General features: G+C 72.7%; 12 protein-coding genes. 8 read left to right on the top strand and 4 right to left on the bottom strand.

The annotated features are described in order from the left end of the window. Positions 1 to 25: 25 nt before the first annotated feature. Positions 26 to 1,876, bottom strand: a complete 1,851-nt coding sequence (locus tag ABZ490_RS15290) for a M1 family aminopeptidase (protein WP_358989399.1) — start codon at positions 1,874 to 1,876, stop codon at positions 26 to 28. A 301-nt stretch (positions 1,877 to 2,177) separates the two neighbouring features. On the opposite strand from ABZ490_RS15290, the gene ABZ490_RS15285 reads away from it, so the two are divergent. The 6 genes from ABZ490_RS15285 to ABZ490_RS15260 all read left to right on the top strand — a co-directional run bounded on the left by ABZ490_RS15285 (position 2,178) and on the right by ABZ490_RS15260 (position 14,554). After that, the gene (locus ABZ490_RS15285; RefSeq protein WP_358989397.1) at positions 2,178 to 6,329 is read left to right on the top strand and encodes a bifunctional nitrate reductase/sulfite reductase flavoprotein subunit alpha; all 4,152 of its coding nucleotides are present in this window, start codon (positions 2,178 to 2,180) and stop codon (positions 6,327 to 6,329) included. A 118-nt stretch (positions 6,330 to 6,447) separates the two neighbouring features. Continuing rightward, a complete protein-coding gene (locus ABZ490_RS15280) occupies positions 6,448 to 10,362 on the top strand; it encodes a glycoside hydrolase family 2 TIM barrel-domain containing protein (RefSeq protein ID WP_358989395.1) in 3,915 nt (1,304 codons plus the stop codon). Positions 10,363 to 10,455: 93 nt separating this feature from the next. Then, positions 10,456 to 11,868 carry a dihydrolipoyl dehydrogenase gene (gene lpdA / locus ABZ490_RS15275; RefSeq protein WP_358989392.1) on the top strand — a complete coding sequence of 471 codons (1,413 nt, stop codon included), beginning with the start codon at positions 10,456 to 10,458 and terminating at the stop codon, positions 11,866 to 11,868. A gap of 140 nt (positions 11,869 to 12,008) precedes the next feature. Continuing rightward, positions 12,009 to 12,500 (top strand): hypothetical protein, encoded by a 492-nt coding sequence (locus ABZ490_RS15270; protein ID WP_358989390.1) that lies wholly within the window; start codon positions 12,009 to 12,011, stop codon positions 12,498 to 12,500. 67 nt (positions 12,501 to 12,567) lie between these two features. After that, positions 12,568 to 14,061, top strand: a complete 1,494-nt coding sequence (locus ABZ490_RS15265) for an AlkA N-terminal domain-containing protein (protein ID WP_358989562.1) — start codon at positions 12,568 to 12,570, stop codon at positions 14,059 to 14,061. A 10-nt stretch (positions 14,062 to 14,071) separates the two neighbouring features. Beyond that, positions 14,072 to 14,554: a methylated-DNA--[protein]-cysteine S-methyltransferase gene (locus tag ABZ490_RS15260; RefSeq protein WP_358989388.1), complete on the top strand. Its 483-nt coding sequence runs from the start codon at positions 14,072 to 14,074 to the stop codon at positions 14,552 to 14,554. Between the two features lie 46 nt (positions 14,555 to 14,600). Here the strand turns inward: ABZ490_RS15260 and ABZ490_RS15255 are convergent, their stop codons facing one another. Further along, positions 14,601 to 15,293 (bottom strand): MerR family transcriptional regulator, encoded by a 693-nt coding sequence (locus ABZ490_RS15255; protein WP_358989386.1) that lies wholly within the window; start codon positions 15,291 to 15,293, stop codon positions 14,601 to 14,603. Positions 15,294 to 15,369: 76 nt separating this feature from the next. Between ABZ490_RS15255 and ABZ490_RS15250 the strand changes: the two genes are divergently transcribed. Continuing rightward, positions 15,370 to 15,813, top strand: coding sequence for a DUF6194 family protein (locus tag ABZ490_RS15250; RefSeq protein ID WP_358989560.1), 444 nt, complete (start codon positions 15,370 to 15,372; stop codon positions 15,811 to 15,813). 28 nt (positions 15,814 to 15,841) lie between these two features. Here ABZ490_RS15250 and ABZ490_RS15245 read toward each other — a convergent pair whose 3' ends face one another. Both ABZ490_RS15245 and ABZ490_RS15240 read right to left on the bottom strand, forming a co-directional pair. After that, complete coding sequence (locus ABZ490_RS15245) at positions 15,842 to 16,576, bottom strand: Sir2 family NAD-dependent protein deacetylase (RefSeq protein WP_358989384.1); 735 nt, start codon at positions 16,574 to 16,576, stop codon at positions 15,842 to 15,844. A gap of 65 nt (positions 16,577 to 16,641) precedes the next feature. Beyond that, the gene (locus tag ABZ490_RS15240; protein ID WP_358989382.1) at positions 16,642 to 18,417 is read right to left on the bottom strand and encodes an endo alpha-1,4 polygalactosaminidase; all 1,776 of its coding nucleotides are present in this window, start codon (positions 18,415 to 18,417) and stop codon (positions 16,642 to 16,644) included. 185 nt (positions 18,418 to 18,602) lie between these two features. Here ABZ490_RS15240 and ABZ490_RS15235 point away from each other — a divergent pair, with 185 nt between their 5' ends. Continuing rightward, positions 18,603 to 18,803, top strand: coding sequence for a DUF2191 domain-containing protein (locus ABZ490_RS15235; protein WP_358989380.1), 201 nt, complete (start codon positions 18,603 to 18,605; stop codon positions 18,801 to 18,803). Positions 18,804 to 18,814: the final 11 nt, after the last annotated feature.

Here is an 18,814-nt window from a genome sequence, read left to right as displayed (position 1 = left end):
CCACCCGTGACGAACCGCCGCCCGCTCAGCCCTCGATGCGGTGCGTGCTCCAGAACGAGGTGAGGTCCGTGGTCGTGGCGGCCTGGGCGGCCGCCTTGAACTCGGCCGTGGTCGACACGCCGTACCAGTGCGAAGTGGCGTAGCTCTTCAGCAGGTTGGCCATCGCCGTGTCCCCGATGAGCCGCCTGAGGTCGTGCAGGGCGCACTTGCCGTAGGTGTAGACGACCGTGCCGTACCGGGAGGAGTGGGCGTCCCAGTAGGCCATCGAGTTGGTGATCTTCTCGGCGGACGACGCCCACGACACGCTGTTCCAGCAGTTCGTGCCGGTGCTGCCCAGGGCCAGGTCGGTGGCGTAGTCGGTGAACGACTCGTCCAGCCAGGGGCTGTTGTACTCGTCGTCGCCGACGATGCCGTACCACCACTGGTGGCCGATCTCATGGGTGAGCGCGGTGGTGCTGACCAGGTCGAGGACGAATCCGGGGTACTCCATCCCGCCGAACCAGAAGTTGTTGTCGATGACGGCGTCCAGCTCGCCGTACGGGTACGCCCCGAAGCGCGCCGCGTGCGCGTCGACGGCGGTCCTGGCGGTGCTGAGCATGGAGGAGGCGCTTGAGGAGCTGATGCCCGAGACGGAGTAGACGTTGATCGGGGTCCCGGCGGTGGAGGTGCCGGAGATCTTGCTGAAGGGCCCGGCCGCCCAGGCGAAGTCACGGACCTGGGTGGCGGTGGCCGTGGTGACGGTACGTCCGCTGGAGCCGGCCGCGTCGACGGAGGTGCCGGTGGCCGGGACCAGCAGCGTGGTCGGGTGGTCGAGGGTCACCTTGAAGTCGGCGGCCAGGGAGTAGAAGGACTCGCCGTTGTTGGTGTACGGGTCCAGGTGCCAGCCCGCGCCGTCCTTGACCGCGAGCACGGGCAGCGCGTTGCCGATGAAGCTGAAGGAGCCGTCGTAGCCGAACCGGTCCGCGCCGCTGGGCACCGAGATGCCCAGGTCGAAGCCGATGGTGGCGCTCTGGCCCTGGGCGAGCGGCGTGGCCAGGGTGATCGGCAGGGCGGTGCAGGAGACCGCGAGGGCGCCGGCCGTGCCGCCGGTGACGTTGGTGACGGTGATCGGCGGCGCGGAGCAGGTGCCGTGGTAGTTGTCCCACAGCCGCAGGTAGACCTCGCTCAGCGCGGTGGCCGAGGCGTTGGTGAAGGTCGCCGTCTCGTGCCCGGTCCACACCGTGCCGGCGGTGTTGCTGGTGAGGCTGACGGTGTACGCCGGTGCGGCGGGCGTCCGGGTCGCGTCGGCGGGCGGGGTGGTCGCGTCGGAGGTGTCCAGGGCGATGTCGTCGAGGACGAAGCTCGACTGGAGGCTGGAGTCCTCGGTGCCGGTGAAGGACAGGGCGACGGTCTGGCCCGCGAACGCGGACACGTCGAACGACTTCTGGACGTACCCGGTGTTCTTGTCGAGGTTCGAGTACGTCGCGAGGGTCGTCGAGCCGATCTTGGCGGTGAGCTTGTCGTAGGCGGTGGAGGACGTCGTCTCGGCGGTGTCGATGTGCAGCCAGAAGGTGAGGGTGGCCTTCGCGCAGTCGGACGGGACGGTGACGGTCTGCGTGAGCGTGTCGGTGTGCGTGCCGCCGGTGCCGTCCAGCCACGCGTAGTACGTGCCGCCGTGCGCGCTCTGGCCGGTGCGGTTGGTCACGACGGTGGTCGAGGACGGGGTCCAGGAGGTGGCACCGCTCTCGAAGCCGCCGTTGGCGACGGCCTGGGAGGGGGTGCAGGCCGCGGCCGCCGCGGGCGCGGCGCCCGCCGGGGCGGCGGGCAGGACGAGGGCGGCCGTCGCGGCGAGGGCGAGCGCGCTCGCGGCGAGGGCCTTGCGGGGTACGGGTCTCACACGTGGCTCCTTGTGGGGTGTGCGGAGGGTGAGCGGCGGTGTGCGACGGGTGGGGGAAGCCTGACAGAATTGACGGGTCCATGCCACAACGGCAAGGCAAAGGAATCCCGCAGACGCCCGGGAGGCTGACGTATCTCACACCGCGGAAGATCCCGCTCACACCCCGCCCGCCCCCGCTGTGCGGCACGCTTAACCCCCGGCGCCCCATCGGGGAGACACCTGCGTAATGCACACTTCGTACCTTCGACAAGGCCCCCACCAGGGCCGTTCACCAGAACGCGGCAGAACGAGAGGGGCGCCCGTGGCCGTGCCGGACCCGCGGACCGACAGCGCGACCAAGGTGCGCACGGTCTGCTCGTACTGCGGTGTCGGCTGTGGCATGGTCCTCGACATCGGCCTCGGCCCCGACGGACGCCGTACGGTCCTGAAGGCGTCCGGCGACAAGGAGCACCCGGCGAACGCCGGCCGGCTCTGCACCAAGGGCGCCACCACCGCCGACCTGCTCGCCGCCCCCGGCCGCCTCACCGCCGCCCTGGTCCGCGCCGACCGGGGCGAGGAGGCCGGGCCCGCCCCCGTCGCCGAGGCCGTCGCCGAGACCGCGCGCCGGCTGCGGGCCGTCGTCGACACCCACGGCCCCGACGCGGTCGCCCTCTATGTCTCCGGCCAGATGAGCCTGGAGGCCCAGTACCTCGCGAACAAGCTCACCAAGGGCTATCTGCGCACCAACAACATCGAGTCGAACTCCCGGCTGTGCATGGCCAGCGCCGGCACCGGCTACAAGCTGTCCCTCGGCGCAGACGGCCCGCCCGGCTCCTACGAGGACCTCGACCGGGCCGACGTGTTCCTGGTCATCGGCTCCAACATGGCCGACTGCCACCCCATCCTCTTCCTGCGCATGATGGACCGGGTCAAGGCGGGCGCGAAACTCATCGTCGTCGACCCCCGGCGCACCGCCACCGCCGCCAAGGCCGATCTGTTCCTCCAGGTCAGGCCGGGCACCGACCTCGCCCTCCTCAACGGCCTGCTGCACCTCCTGGACGAGAACGGCCACACCGACCCCGCGTTCACCGCCGCGTACACCGAGGGCTGGGAGGCGATGGAGGAGTTCCTCGCCGACTACCCGCCCGCCACCGTCGCGCAGCTCACCGGCATCCCCGAGGCCGACCTGCGCGAGGCCGCCCGGCTGATCGGCGAGGCGGGGGAGTGGACCAGCTGCTGGACCATGGGCCTCAACCAGTCCACGCACGGCACCTGGAACACCAACGCCCTGATCAACCTGCACCTCGCCACCGGGAAGATCTGCCGTCCGGGCAGCGGCCCCTTCTCCCTCACCGGCCAGCCCAACGCCATGGGCGGCCGCGAGATGGGCTACATGGGACCGGGGCTGCCCGGCCAGCGGTCCGTCCTCGTGGACGCCGACCGCGCCCACACCGAGGAGGTGTGGGGCCTCGCCCCCGGCACGATCCGCGCCGACGGCGTCGGCAAGGGCACGGTCGAGATGTTCCGGAAGATGGCCGACGGCGAGATCAAGGCCTGCTGGATCATCTGCACCAACCCGGTCGCCTCCGTGGCCAACCGCAGAACCGTCATCGAGGGACTGGAGGCCGCCGAGTTCGTCGTCGCCCAGGACGTCTTCGCCGACACCGAGACCAACGCGTACGCCGACGTCGTGCTGCCCGCCGCCCTGTGGACCGAGACCGAGGGCGTCCTCATCAACAGCGAGCGCAACCTCACCCTGGCCCGCCCCGCCGCCGACCCGCCCGGCGAGGCCACCCCCGACTGGCGCCTGATCGCCGACGTGGCCCGCGCGATGGGCTACGAGGACGGCTTCTCGTACACGAGCGCGGAGGAGATCTTCGAGGAGATCAAGCGCTTCCACAACCCGCAGACCGGCTACGACCTGCGCGGAGTCACCTACGACCGGCTGCGCGAGACCCCCGTCCAGTGGCCCGCCGCCACCGCCGACGGCCCCGAACGCAACCCCATCCGCTATGTGAACCCCGACGGCACCCTCACCTTCGCCACCCCCTCCGGCCGCGCCGTCTTCCACGCCCGCCCCCATCTCGACCCCGCCGAGATGCCGGACGACGACTACCCGTTCGTCCTGAACACCGGCCGCCTCCAGCACCAGTGGCACACCCTCACCAAGACCGCCCGGGTCGCCAAGCTCAACAAGCTGAACCCCGGACCGTTCGTCGAGGTGCACCCCGAGGACGCGGCCGCGCTCGGTCTCGCCGACGGCGACTCCGTCGAGGTCGCCTCGCGGCGCGGCCGGGCCGTGCTGCCCGCCGTCGTCACCGACCGGGTGCTGCCCGGATCCTGCTTCGCGCCGTTCCACTGGAACGACCTGTTCGGCGAGTACCTCAGCGTCAACGCCGTGACCAGCGACGCCGTCGACCCGCTCTCCTTCCAGCCGGAGCTGAAGGTGTGCGCGGTGTCCCTGACGAAGGTGTCGACCCCGGTGAGCGTGTCCGGGCCGGTGACCGCGCCGGAGCCGCAGGTGCTCGCGCCCGCCGCCGTGCTGCCCGCCGCCTCCGCCGCCGCTGCCTTCGGCCTGGAACCCGCCCCGCCGCCGGTCCTCACCGAACGCGAACGCCGGTACCTGGTCGGCTTCCTCGCCGGCATTCCGGCCGGCGCCCCCGGCGTGCCCGTCCTGCCGCCCGACGCCCCCTTCAGCCCCGACCACGCCCTGTGGGTCAACGGCACCCTCGCCGGCCTGTACTCCCGCACCGCGCCCGCACCGGCGCCCGAGGAGCCCGCCGGGCGCCGGGTGGTGATCCTGTGGGCCTCGCAGACCGGCAACGCCGAGGACTTCGCCGCCGCCACCGCGGACCGGCTCACCGCCGGGGGCCACTCCGCCTCCCTCGTCGCCATGGACGAGGCCGACCCCGCCGCCCTGCCCACGGGCGCCGACCTGCTGCTGATCACCAGCACCTTCGGCGACGGCGACGCCCCCGACAACGGGGCCGGCTTCTGGGACGGCCTCGCCGCGCTCGACACCGGCCGGCTGACCGGCCGCCGCTACGCCGTGCTGGCCTTCGGCGACTCCTCCTACGACGACTTCTGCGGGCACGGCCGGCGCCTGGACGACCGTATGGACGAGCTCGGCGCGGTACGGCTCGCCCCGCGCACCGACTGCGAACCGGACTACGAGCCGCAGGCCGAGGCCTGGCTGGACCAGGTGCTCACGGCCCTGAAGGAGGCCACGGAACACGGCTCCCCGGACACCGGACCCGCACCGGCCGACGGTGCGGTGTCCGTCCTGACCGCTGCCGCCACCCCCGCCACCCCCACCGCCTCCGTCCCGGCCGCCGCCCCGCCCCGCGCGAAGCGCCCCACCCCCGTCACCGCCCGGCTCGCCGGGAACCGGCTGCTCAGCCGGCCCGGTTCCGGCAAGGAGGTGCGCCGCTTCACCTTCGACACCCGGGCCGGCGAGAGCCCCCTGGTGTACGAGGCGGGCGACGCCCTCGGCGTGCGGCCCCTCAACTCCCCGGCGCTGGTCGAGGAGTGGCTGGCCGTCACCGGTCTGGACGCGGACGCGGCCGTCCAGGTGGCCGGGGCCGGCGAGACCGGTCTCGGGGAGGCGCTGCTGCGGCACCTCGACATCACCCGGATCACCCCGGCCCTGCTGCGCTTCACCGCCGACCGCGCCCGCGACCCGCGCGAGCTGCGCAAGCTGCTGCGGCCGGACAACAAGGGCGAGCTGGCGAAGTGGTCCTGGGGCCGGCAGGCCGTCGACGTGGCCGCCGAGTTCGGGATCCGGGCCGGCGCCCAGGAGTGGTCCGAGGCGCTGGGCCGCCTCCAGCCGCGCCTCTACTCGATCTCCAGCAGCCCGCTGACCGACCCCCACCTGGTCTCGCTGACCGTCTCCGTGGTCCGGTACGAGAACCTGGCCGGCCGTCCCCGCCAGGGCGTCTGCTCGCCGTTCCTCGCCGACGCCGCCCCGGACACCGAGGTCCCGGTACACGTACAGCGCTCCCCGCACTTCCGCCCGCCCGCCGACCCCCACACCCCGATGGTGATGGTCGGCCCGGGCACCGGCGTGGCACCCTTCGTCGGCTTCCTCCAGGAGCGCCGGGCCCGTGGCCACCGGGCTCCCAACTGGCTGTTCTTCGGCGAACAGCGCCGGTCCACCGACTTCTACTACGAGGAGGAGCTCACCGCCCTGCTCGCCGACGGCGGACTCGCCCGCCTCGACACCGCCTTCTCCCGCGACCAGCGCGCCAAGGTGTACGTCCAGGACCGGATGCGCGAGCACGGCTCCCACCTGTGGTCCTGGCTCCAGGACGGCGCCCACTTCTACGTCTGCGGCGACGCCTCCCGGATGGCCAAGGACGTCGACCGGGCGCTGCGCGACATCGCCGTCGTGCACGGCGGACTGGGCGAGACGGAGGCCGCGGCGTATGTCAAGCAGCTCGCCTCGGACAAGAGATACGTGCGAGACGTGTACTGAACGGTGAAATCCGGCCAGAACGGCGCGCCCCTGTTCGGTTTATCAACACTATCCGACAAGATCTGACGCACCCTCCGTCCGTGCCGTCGCACGGGTCCCCCAGAGGAAGGTCGTGGTCATGTCGCACCCGCACGCGTCGCCCATGGACCGGCCGGACCGCCCCGAGCGGGTGGCCGTCAGCCGTCGCCGTCTGCTCGAGGGATCGGCCGCCGTCCTCGGCGCCCTCGCCCTGTCCGCCCCGGCCGGCACCCACCGCGCCGTCGCCGCGGGCGCCATCGTGGACAACCCCGAGTGGAACGGCCGCCTCGACGTCTTCCGGCTCGGCACCGAGGCCCCGCACACCACCCTCATGCCGTACGCCGACCTCGCCCAGGCCCTCGCCGCCGACCGCACCCGCTCCCCGTACCGGCTGAGCCTCGACGGCGCCTGGAAGTTCGCCCACGCCGACCGGCCCGACGACCGCGACCCCGACTTCCACCGCACCGACCTCGACGACAGCGGCTGGGCGACCCTCCCGGTCCCCTCCGCCTGGCAGCTGCACGGCTACGACCGCCCCATCTACATCAACATCACCTACCCCTGGTGGGGCCCCAACGGACTCGGCGAGGACGCCCAGCCCCCGACCGCCCCCACCCGCTTCAACCCCGTCGGCCAGTACCGCCGAACCTTCACCGTCCCGCGCGGCTGGGCGGGCCGGCGCACCTTCCTCCACTTCGAGGGCGTCAAGTCCGCGCACTACGTCTGGATCAACGGCGAGCTGGTCGGCTACCACGAGGACTCCTACACCCCCGCCGAGTACGACATCACCCCGTACCTGAGATCCGGCACCAACCAGATCGCCGTGGAGGTCTACCGCTACTCCGACGGCGACTGGCTGGAGGACCAGGACATGATCCGGCTGAGCGGCATCTTCCGCTCGGTCCACCTCTACTCCACCCCCGCCGTGCACCTGCGGGACTTCCGCCTCGACACCCCGCTCGGCGACGGCCACACGACGGCCGCGCTGTCGGTCACCGCGAGCGTGCGCGACTACGGCGGCGGGGGCGCGGGCCGCTACGCCGTCGAGACCCAGCTCTACGACGCCGGCGGGCATCCGGTGTGGTCCCGGCCGCTGCGCCAGGCCGTCGAGCTCGGCTCCGGCGAGGAGCGGACCGTACAGGACGAGAAGGCCGTGCCCGCGCCGCGCCTGTGGTCGGCCGAGCACCCGTACCTCTACACCGCCGTGCTCCGGCTGCGCGACCCGGCCGGCCGGGTGATCGAGACCCTCTCCCACCGCGTCGGCCTGCGCGAGTTCGTCCTGAGGGACGGCCTGATGCGCATCAACGGCAAGCCGGTCTCCCTGCGCGGCACCAACCGGCACGAGATGCACCCGGTGCGCGGCTCCGCCCTCACCCGCGCGGACCTCGTCGAGGACATCCGTCTGATCAAACGCCTCAACATCAACACCGTCCGCACCTCCCACTACCCCAACAACCCGCTCTGGCTGGAGCTCGCCGACGAGTACGGCCTCTACCTCGTCGACGAGACCAACCTCGAGACCCACGGCATCCGCGGCCAGTACCCCGGCGACCACCCCGAGTGGACCGCGGCCTGTGTGGCCCGCGCCCAGAACATGGTCCACCGCGACAAGAACCACGCCTCGGTCGTCATCTGGTCGCTGGGCAACGAGGCGGGCGGCGGCAGCACCTTCACCGCCATGCACGACTGGATCCGCTCCTACGACACCACCCGCGTCATCCAGTACGAGGGCGACGACCGCCCCGGCATCAGCGACATCCGCTCCGAGATGTACGACACCCCCGCCCGCGTCGAGGCCCGCGCGCAGGACACCGCCGACACCCGGCCGTACGTGATGATCGAGTACGCCCACTCGATGGGGAACTCCACCGGCAACCTCACCGAGTACTGGGACCTGATCCGCGGTCACGACGTCCTCCAGGGCGGCTGGATCTGGGACTTCGTCGACCAGGCCCTGAGCTGGCCCACCCCCGCCCGCACCCTGTTCACCGAGTCCGGGCCCGCCGCGCTGACCGGCGAGATCGTCAACCCCAGCGGAGGCTTCAGCCGCGACAAGGGCGTCTCCGGCGCCACGGTCTTCGCCCGCGACCCGCGCCTGGACCTCACCGGCTCCCTCACCCTGGAGGCCTGGGTCACCCCGCACGTGACCGGCTACCACCAGCCGATCCTCGTCAAGGGCGACACCCACTACTCCCTCAAGCAGTCGGGCCGCACCCTGGAGTTCTTCATCCACGGCAGCGGCCAGTGGATCAGCGCGAGCTGGGCGGTCCCCGACGACTGGACCGGCCGCGAACACCATGTCGCGGGTGTCTACGACGCCGACGCCGGCACCCTCACCCTGTACGTCGACGGCACGGTCCGCGCCACCCGCGCCACCACCGTGCGCCCCGCGGTCAACACCGCGCCCCTGTCCCTGGCCGGCGACGTCGACAACGCGACCCGGGAGTTCAGCGGCACGATCCGCGCCGCCCGCGTCCACGCCCGCGCGCTGACCGCCGCCGAACTCGCCTCCGACGACCGCGGCCCCGGTGACGACGGCGTACGGTTCTGGTTCGACGCCGCCACCGTCGAGGTCACCGAGAAGCGGCCCCGGGGGAAGACCTTCATGGCCTACGGCGGCGACTGGGGCGACAACCCCAACGACGGCGCCTTCTCCGGGGACGGCATCGTGCTGGCCGACCGCGGCCTCACCGGAAAGTCCGCCCAGGTCAAACGCGTCTACCAGGCCGTCCACGCCCGCCCCGCGAGTGGCGAGCGGCTGGCCCCCGGCGACCCCGTCACCCTCACCAACGAGTACCTCTTCACCGACCTCCGCGATGTCGACGGCCACTGGGAGCTGCTCGCCGACGGCAGGACGGTGCAGCGCGGCCGACTGAGCCGGGACCGGCTGAGGCTGCCCCCGCTGTCCGCCAAGGACATCACCGTGCCCTTCGCCCCCCCGCGCGACCCCGCGCCCGGCACGGAGTACTTCCTGAACCTGTCCTTCACCACCCGCGAGACCACCCCGTGGGCCGCGGCGGGCTTCGAGGTGGCCCGGCAGCAGATCCCCGTCGACGCCGGCGGCCCCGCCGTCACCCCCGTACCCCTCGCCCACGTCCCCGCCCTCACCCACGAGGACGGCGCGACCTCCGTCACCGTCACCGGCGAGGCCTTCTCCGTCACCGTCGACAAGCGGACCGGCGTCATCACCTCCTACCGCGCCGGCGGCTCCTCCCTGATCGTCTCCGGGCCCGCCCCCAACTTCTGGCGCGCCCCCACCGACAACGACCGCGGCAACGGCCAGCACACCCGCAACCAGACCTGGCGCGACGCCGGCGCCCGCCGCAGGGTCACCGGGACCGCCGTACGGGCGCTGCGCGACCGGGCCGTCGAGATCCGGGTCACCGGCAGCCTGCCCACGACCACCGAGTCGGCGTACACCACCACCTACACCGTCTTCGGCAACGGCGAGATCAAGGTCGACCACACCCTCCACCCGGGCGCCGCCGGCCTGCCGTACCTCCCCGAGGTGGGCACGCTGCTGTTCCTGCCCGCCCGCCTCGAACACCTGCACTACTACGGTCGTGGCCCCGAGGAGAACCACTGGGACCGCAACGACGCCACCGACGTCGGCCTCTACTCCGGCACCGTCACCGGCCAGTGGACCCCCTATCTGCGCCCGCAGGAGAACGGCAACAAGACCGACGTCCGCTGGGTCGCCCTCACCGGGGGCGACGGCCCGGGACTGCTCGTCAGCGGCGAGCCGCTGCTGGAGTTCAACGCCTCGCACTTCACCCCCGAGGACCTCTCCGTCGGAGCCCGCCACGACTACCAGCTCACCCCCCGGAGGGAGGTCGTCCTGCGGGTGAACCACCGTCAGATGGGCATCGGCGGCGACAACAGCTGGGGCGCCCACACCCACGACCGGTACAAACTCCTCGCCGACCGCGACTACGCGTACACCTACCGGCTGCGCCCCCTGACCGACGTGGCCCGGGCGACCCGGGACACGCGCCGGCCGACGGCCACGCAGTAGCGGGCACGGACCTCCCGAGGCCCGTCCGCGGCCCTCCCTGGGTACCGTTTCCCCACGGAACACGAAACGCTACCCAGGGAACAGGAACCTCTCATGACCGAGCAGGACGAGCGATTCGACGTTGTCGTACTCGGCGCCGGACCCGGCGGCTACGTGGCCGCGGTCCGTGCCGCCCAGCTGGGCAAGCGCGTCGCCGTCGTCGAGGAGAAGTACTGGGGCGGGGTCTGCCTGAACGTGGGCTGCATCCCCACCAAGGCCCTCCTGCGCAACGCCGAGCTCGCCCACCTCTTCACCCATGAGGCGAAGACCTTCGGCATCAAGGTCGACGGCACGGTCTCCTTCGACTACGGCGAGGCCTACCGCCGCAGCCGCAAGGTCGCCGACGGCCGCGTCAAGGGCGTCCACTACCTGATGAAGAAGAACGGGATCACCGAGTACGACGGCCGCGGCACGTTCCTCGACCCGCACACCCTCCAGGTCACCGGCTACGACGGCGAGACCCGCACGCTCGGCTTCGAGGACTGCATCATCGCCACGGGCGCCACCCCCAAACTGCTCCCCGGCACCCGCCGCACCTCCCGCGTCGTCACCTACGAGGAGCAGATCCTCGCCGAGGAGCTCCCGCAGTCCGTGATCGTCGCGGGCGCCGGGGCCATCGGCATCGAGTTCGCCTACGTCCTGAACAACTACGGCGTGAAGGTCACCGTCGTCGAGTTCCTGGACCGCGTCGCGCCCCTGGAGGACGCCGAGGTCTCCGCCGAACTCGCCCGCCAGTACCGCAAGCTGGGCATCGACGTCCTCACCTCCACCCGCGTCGACTCCATCGACGAGTCCGGGCCGCAGGTCCGGGTCACCGTCACCGGCAAGGACGGCGCCCCGCGGATCCTGGAGGCCGACAAGGTCCTCCAGGCCATCGGCTTCGCCCCGAACGTCACCGGCTTCGGCCTGGAGAACACCGGCGTCACCGTCACCGAGCGCGGCGCCATCGAGGTCGACGGCCGCTGCCGCACCTCCGTCCCGCACCTGTACGCCATCGGCGACGTCACCGCCAAGCTGATGCTCGCCCACACCGCCGAGGCCATGGGGGTGATCGCCGCCGAGACCCTCGCCGGCGCCGAGACCATGGAACTCGACTACGCGATGATCCCGCGCGCCACCTACTGCCAGCCGCAGATCGCCAGCTTCGGCTACACCGAGGCCCAGGCCCGCGAACTCGGCTACGACGTCAAGGTCGCCAAGTTCCCCTTCAGCGCCAACGGCAAGTCCCACGGCCTCGGCGACACCACGGGCTTCGTGAAGCTCATCTCCGACGCCAGGTACGGCGAGCTGATCGGCGGCCATCTCATCGGCCCCGACGTCACCGAACTCCTGCCCGAGCTCACCCTCGCCCAGCAGTGGGACCTCACCGTCCACGAGGTCGCCCGCAACGTCCATGCCCACCCCACCCTCGGCGAAGCCGTCAAGGAAGCCGTCCACGGGCTCGCCGGGCACATGATCAACATGTGAACCCCGGGCGGCGGGGCCGGACGGGTCGCTCACCCGAACGGCCTCGCCGCGCTCGCCGCCCCCCGGCACCCGGGATGTCCTGGCACCAGCCGCGGGACCCGAGCGACGGCGCGGCGCAGCACCGGAAGGGACGCCCCCCCATGACCTCCCACTCCTCTCCCCACGGCCCGACCGGCCACACCCAGGGCGAGATAGGCACCGCCTGGTCCGTCCCGCCCGGCGGCCCGCGCCGGTCCGCGGCGGCCGCGCACGACAGCTTCGCCTCCGGCGGGATCGTCTTCGCGGGCGTCCTGCTGCTCTGCGGCGGCCTCCTGGCCGTGCTCCAGGCCGTGGTCGCCCTCGCCGGCGACGACGTCTACGCCCGTGTCGGCTCCTACGTCTACGAGCTGAGCCTCACCGGCTGGGGCGCGATCCACCTCACGCTCGGCGTCCTCGCCGCCGCGACCGGTGCGGCCCTCCTGAGGGGCGCGGTCTGGGCCCGCTTCCCCGGCATCCTCCTGGCCGCGCTCAGCCTGGTCGCCCAGTGGCTGTTCCTGCCCTACGAACCGCCCTGGTCGGTCACCGTCATGGCGATCGACGTGTTCGTGATCTGGTCCCTGGCCATGCTCCCGGAACGCCGGCCGGACAGATGATGTCCATGTCGGATTCTCGCCAGCGCCGGGGCGCCCGGTGGTCGATGCTGGACGCATGCAGAACGCGATGCACACCGACCGCGAGCGCTGTGTGCGCGCCGTGCAGTCGAAGGACGCGCGGTTCGACGGATGGTTCTTCACCGCGGTCCTGACCACCGGTATCTACTGCCGGCCGAGCTGCCCCGCCGTACCGCCCAAGCCGCAGAACATGGTCTTCCACCCGAGCGCGGCCGCCTGCCAGCAGGCCGGCTTCCGCGCCTGCAAGCGCTGCCGGCCGGACACCAGCCCCGGCTCCCCGGAGTGGAACCAGCGCGCCGACCTGGTCGCCCGCGCCATGCGGCTGATCGCCGACGGGGTCGTCGACCGGGACGGCGTGCCCGGACTCGCCGCCCGCCTCGGCTACAGCACCCGCCAGGTGGAACGCCAGCTCCTCGCCGAACTCGGCGCGGGCCCCCTGGCGCTGGCCCGTGCCCAGCGCGCCCAGACGGCCCGCCTCCTCGTCGAGACGACCGGACTGCCCATGGCGGACGTGGCGTTCGCCGCCGGCTTCTCCTCCGTGCGCACCTTCAACGACACCGTGCGCGAGGTGTTCGCGCTGTCCCCGAGCGAACTGCGCACCCGCGTCCCGCAGAAGGACCAGCCCCCGCCCACCGGCCCCGCGGCACCCGCCACCGGCGGCACCCTCCAGCTCCGGCTGCCGTTCCGGGCCCCGCTCAACCCCGACAACCTCTTCGGACACCTCGCCGCGACCGGGGTCCCCGGCGTGGAGGAGTGGCGGGACGGCGCCTTCCGCCGCACCCTGCGGCTCCCGTACGGCCACGGTGTCGTCGCGCTCACCCCGCACCCCGACCACATCGGCTGCCGGCTCACCCTCACCGACCTGCGCGATCTCACCGTGGCCACCAGCCGCTGCCGGCGCATGCTCGACCTCGACGCCGACCCGGTCGCCGTCGACGACCAGCTGCGCGCGGACCCCCTGCTGGCCCCCCTGGTCGACAAGGCGCCCGGCCGCCGGGTGCCGCGCACGGTCGACGAGGCCGAGTTCGCCGTACGCGCCGTCCTGGGTCAGCAGGTGTCCACGGCGGCCGCCCGCACCCACGCGGCCCGGCTGGTCACCGCGTACGGCGACCCGGTCGAGGACCCGGAGGGCGGCCTCACCCATCTCTTCCCGTCCCCCGAGGCGCTCGCCGACGTCGACCCCGAGTCCCTGGCGATGCCCCGCACCCGCCGCACCACCTTCACCACCCTCGTCCGCCGGCTGGCCGGGGGAACCCTCCACCTGGGCCCCGAGAGCGACTGGGCGGAGACCCGCGCCCAGCTCCTCGCCCTCCCCGGCTTCGGCCCCTGGACCGTCGACGTCATCGCCATGCGCGCCCTCGGCGACCCCGACGCCTTCCTCCCCACCGACCTCGGAATCCGGCGCGCCGCCCAGGAGTTGGGCCTGCCGTCCACCCCGGCGGCCCTCACGGCCCGCGCGGCGGCCTGGCGCCCCTGGCGGGCGTACGCGGTCCAGTACCTGTGGGCGACCGACAGCCACCCGATCAACTTCCTGCCTGTCTAGGGACGTTCCCATGAAGAAGCACACCGTCATCGACAGCCCGTACGGCCCCCTCACCCTCGTCGCCGACGACGGTGTGCTGTGCGGCCTCTACATGACCGGGCAGCGCCACCGGCCACCGGAGGAGAGCTTCGGCCCGCGCGACGACACCCTCTTCGGCGCGGCCGAGGAACAGCTGGAGGCCTACTTCGAGGGCGGGTTGAAGGAGTTCACCCTGCAACTCCGCATGGCGGGAACGCCGTTCCAGCGCGAGGTGTGGGACCAGCTCCGCGGGATCCCGTACGGCGAGACCCGCTCCTACGGCGAACTCGCCGAGGCCCTCGGCAATCCGGGCGCCTCGCGGGCCGTGGGCCTCGCCAACGGCAAGAACCCGATCGGGATCATCGTCCCCTGCCACCGTGTGGTCGGCGCGAACGGCGGCCTCACCGGGTACGGCGGCGGCCTGGACCGCAAGCAGCGCCTGCTGGACTTCGAGAGCGGCACGGCCCTGTTCTGATCCTTCCCCCCCCCGACCCTCCCCCCCGACCCTCCCCCCTGACCCCTCACCCCTGGCAGACCACCGCCAGGTCCGCGCCCGCCCGGAGCAGCGCCACGGTCCGGCCGGCGATCCGGTCGAGGCGCTCCCGCAGGAGCTGCCCGGTGCTCTCCAGTCCGTCGAGCCGGTCGAGGGAGTCCATGATCTCGCGCACGGCGGGGATCCCGTACCCGCCGGCGCGCAGCGCCGCGACGACACGGGCCGCCCGGACCGCCGCGAGACCGTAGCGGCGCGCCCGCAGCGAGGTCACCCGCTCGGGGGCGACCAGACCCTCCTGTTCCCAGAACCGCAGAGTGGAGGGTCGCACCCCCAGCGCCCCCGCCAGCTCGGTGATCGTCATCGCGTCGCCGACGGCCTCCGGCCCGCCGTCCCCGGCCTCCCGCCGGATCGCCCGCAGCGCCTCCTGGGCGCGCAGGACCTCCTCGCGTTCCCGGGCCAGCCGGACATGCACCGCGCCGATCGCCGAGGCCGCCTCCCCGAGCGGCTCCGTCCGCACCCGGGCGAGCAACTCCCGTGCCTCGACGGGCCCGACGGCCCCCGCGAGACCCCGGTAGGCGCGCAACGCGTGCACATGGACCGGCGTGTACGACCGGTAGCCGTTCGCGGCCCGGCCGGCCGGCGGAATCACCCCCAGCCGCTCCAGATCCCGCACCTGCTGCACCGAGTACCCCGACTCCCGCGCGACGTCGACCGTCCGCAACGGCCCCACCCCTCCCTCTCCCCCCAACCCCACATAAGCACTTGAAGGTCATGCTCGAACCATGACTACCACGAGCATGGAGCAGATCATCGAGACGGTGCGTTCCTTCGACGGCGCGCTGGTGGTCGTCCCCGCACCGGGCGGCGACCTTCCCGAGATCGCGTGGGGCGACGCGTTCTTCTACTACGCCCCCGACGGCCGGATGCCCGAGCGCGGCCAGCCGTACGGGACGATCGTCACCAAGGACTACCCGGGCGACACCGCCTCCGACCTCGCCCCGCCGGACCGCTGGCGGGTCAACGTCAAGGTCGACCGGTCCACCTTCCTCGACCTCACCGGGGAGGAACCGCGCGCCCTCGCCCGGCCCCGTGATCACGCGGCCGTCGACACCGTGCTGCCCCACCCCGTGTACGGCGCGCTCGGCTGGATCGCGGTGGTCAACCCCGCCGAGGGGACGACGGAGCTGGTCCTGCGACTCCTGCGCGCCGCCCACGCCGCCGCCCGCGCCCGCCGGCGGTGAGGGGACCGGACCGGCGGAGGTGAGGAGGTCAGACCGGCTGCGCGCCCAGCTCCCGCAGCACCCGCGGCAGGGCCGTTCCGATGGGCTCGCGGACGACCTCGTCGGCGATGTCGTCGTACGGGGTCGGCTCGGCGTTGACGATGACCAGGCGGGCGCCGTGGTCGGCGGCGACCCCCGGGAGGCCCGCGGCGGGCTGGACCTGGAGGCTGGTGCCCACGGCGATGAACACGGTGCAGGCCTTGGAGATCGCGAGCGCGTCTCCGAGGACGACCGGGTCGAGCCGTTCGCCGAACATCACGGTGGCCGTCTTCAGGATCCCGCCGCACTCCAGACACGGCGGGTCCGGCTCGCCGGCGTCCACGCGGGCGAGGGCGTCCGCCATCGAGCCGCGGGCGTGGCACTTGGTGCAGACGACACCGTGCGCGGTGCCGTGCAGCTCCAGCACCTTCCGCTCGGGCAGGCCCGCGCGCTGGTGGAGGCCGTCCACGTTCTGGGTGATCACCCGCACCGGGATCCCGGACCGCTCCAGCTCGGCGACGGCCAGATGCGCGGCGTTCGGCTCGGCCCGCAGCGCGCCGGTCTCCCGCCGCATCAGCCAGGAGCGCCGCCGGATCTCCGGGTCCCGCATGTAGAAGTCGTAGGTGACGAGCTTCTCGGCCTCGGGGTCCCGCCGCCACAGCCCGTTCGGACCGCGGTAGTCGGGGATGCCGGAATCGGTGGAGATGCCGGCCCCGCTGAGGAGGGCGACGAGTGGCCTGTTCATGGGCCCGAGGGTAGGGTTCCCGCCCACCCCGGGGCGAACGGATATCCGGTGCGCCGGCCGGGGCGTCAGCAGGTCCCGCGGACGTAGCCGTCGGAACCCTCGGGCACGACCTCCTCGTCGCGGCGCACGACGGCGAGGGTGCCGCCCCAGCCGGAGCACGCCCGCGCCAGGCCCTTCGCCGTGTACTCGACCACGAGCACGTTGTCGTCGAACGCCTCGGCGAACGCGCCGCACTCGTCGTAGTCGGCGCACTCCTCCACGATGGCGAAGTCCAGGCCCACGGCCGCCCGGTCGGCCACGAGTTCGACGGTGTTCTTCTGGGCGACGGCCAGCCCGTCGGCGTGCGCGTGCGCCGCCAGCAGCTTCATGAGCGCCTCGGCCTGACCGGCCCGCAGATAGGACGGGAAACGGGTGAAGGAGTCATAGTTGTCGGGCTCCACGGCCCGGTAGCCCTTGGCGGCGCAGCCGTCGATCCAGGTGTTCAGCTCGGCGGCGATCCGGCGGCGCTTGGCGTCGGTACGGATGTCCAGGACCGCCTCGTCCCAGTCCTCGTCGTAGACGACCTTGCCGTCGGCGTCGCGCAGCAGCAGATCGGCGTCCCAGTCGCCCTCCGCGCCCTGCTGCGCCTGGAAGGCGTTGATGTTGCAGATGGTGTAGACACCGGGCGCGGGGGCGCTCTCATGACTGCGGCTCACCACCTTCACCCCGGCGGGAGGGGGGTACGCGCCGCCTATCTGGTAGTCCCACGGCACGTGCTTCGGCGGCAGCGTCACGGCGGCGACGGCGGCGGCGGACGTGGACGCGGAGGCCGAGGGGGAGGGGGCCGCGTGCGTGCCGGGCGCGTGCGACGGGGAGGCGCCGCTCTGGGGGCGCGACGTGATCTTCACCGCCGTGACGCTCAGCGCGGTGACGGCCAGGACCGCGGCGAGGCCGACGAGGACGCGCCGCCTGCGCCGCCCGGTCCCGGCGGCGGTCCCCTCCGCAGAGTCGGACACGGCCGCCACTACCGGCTCCACCGGCTCCGCCGGCCCCTCGGCATCCGGCAACGTCCGCAGCGTACGCCGCAGTTCGTCGAGGCCCGGGCGGGCCGCCGGGTCCTTGTCGAGGCAGCGTTCGGCGATGCCGCGCAACGGTTCGGCGACTCCGTCCAGGGCCGGTGCCTCGTACATCACCCGATAGCCCGTCAAGTACGGGCTGCTGCCGTCGAACGGGCGGTTGCCGGTGGCCGCGTAGACGAGCAGCGACCCCAGCGAGAAGACGTCCGAGGCGCCGGTGACCTCGCGCGGCGCGGTGAACTGCTCCGGTGACATGAAGGGCGGGGTGCCGATCAGCCGGCCCGTCATGGTGAGGGCCTCGTTGTCCACGGCGTGCGAGATGCCGAAGTCGATGACGCGGGGGCCGTCCTCGGCCATCAGGACATTGCTCGGCTTCAGGTCACGGTGCACCACACCGGCCCGGTGGATGTCCCGCAGAGCCTCGACGAGACCCAGCGCGAGCACCCGCAACGCGCGTCCGCGCAGCGGGCCGTCCTGGGCCACGATGTCCGCCAGGGTGCGGCCCGGGACGTACAGCGTGGCCATCCACGGCTGCGCCGCGTCCGGATCGGCGTCCACCACCGGCGCGGTGAAGGCCCCGCTGACCCTGCGGGCCGCCGCGACCTCCTGCCGGAAGCGCGTCCGGAACTCCTCGTCCTGCGCGTACGGCGGGTGCACGACCTTGACCGCGACCTGCCGCCCGGAGTCCGACAGGCCGAGATAGACGATGCCCATGCCGCCGTTGCCGAGCCGGCCGACCAAGGTGTAGCCGCCCATGGACTGCGGATCGCCGGGGCTCAGCGACATCGCGCGTCACCTTTTCCAAGTGCCGGGCTCCGAGAAGCTGTTCAAGAGGCAACAGACTAGGCCCTGTGACGGCCGCCGTCGGCCGATCATGACCCATGCCCCGACACTGTCGCCGACCGTTGTTGTTCGGAGCTTGCTCCGCGGTTGCCTGTCGCGGACTCCCCGCGCGGTGTTACGGTCCCGGCATGGCCAAGGTCACCGTCTCCCTGGACGCCCAGCTCGTCGTCGAGGTCATGGTTCTGTCCGGTGTCGGCAACCCCCAGGACGCCGTCGAACTCGTCGTCCGGGACTACATCGAGCGCGGGCACCGCACGGAGGCCCGGGTCGCCGCCCGCGACGAGGCGTTGCGCGAGGCGGACGGCGCACCGCCCAGCCCCGAGGGCTGAGCGCCGGCGGC

Source organism: Streptomyces sp. NPDC005811, from assembly GCF_040630405.1.
Taxonomy (GTDB): domain Bacteria; phylum Actinomycetota; class Actinomycetes; order Streptomycetales; family Streptomycetaceae; genus Streptomyces.
Note: the sequence above shows the minus strand (reverse complement) of the source record. Positions and strands in the feature narration are given on the sequence as shown.

Excerpts from the sequence above, each read along its gene's own strand:
- ABZ490_RS15280 (WP_358989395.1), top strand. The coding sequence starts at position 6,448 with ATGTCGCACCCGCACGCGTCGCCCATGGACCGGCCGGACCGCCCCGAG.
- lpdA (WP_358989392.1), top strand. The coding sequence starts at position 10,456 with ATGACCGAGCAGGACGAGCGATTCGACGTTGTCGTACTCGGCGCCGGA.
- ABZ490_RS15235 (WP_358989380.1), top strand. The coding sequence starts at position 18,603 with ATGGCCAAGGTCACCGTCTCCCTGGACGCCCAGCTCGTCGTCGAGGTC.
- ABZ490_RS15245 (WP_358989384.1), bottom strand. The coding sequence starts at position 16,576 with ATGAACAGGCCACTCGTCGCCCTCCTCAGCGGGGCCGGCATCTCCACC.
- ABZ490_RS15250 (WP_358989560.1), top strand. The coding sequence starts at position 15,370 with ATGGAGCAGATCATCGAGACGGTGCGTTCCTTCGACGGCGCGCTGGTG.
- ABZ490_RS15265 (WP_358989562.1), top strand. The coding sequence starts at position 12,568 with ATGCACACCGACCGCGAGCGCTGTGTGCGCGCCGTGCAGTCGAAGGAC.
- ABZ490_RS15270 (WP_358989390.1), top strand. The coding sequence starts at position 12,009 with ATGACCTCCCACTCCTCTCCCCACGGCCCGACCGGCCACACCCAGGGC.
- ABZ490_RS15260 (WP_358989388.1), top strand. The coding sequence starts at position 14,072 with ATGAAGAAGCACACCGTCATCGACAGCCCGTACGGCCCCCTCACCCTC.
- ABZ490_RS15240 (WP_358989382.1), bottom strand. The coding sequence starts at position 18,417 with ATGTCGCTGAGCCCCGGCGATCCGCAGTCCATGGGCGGCTACACCTTG.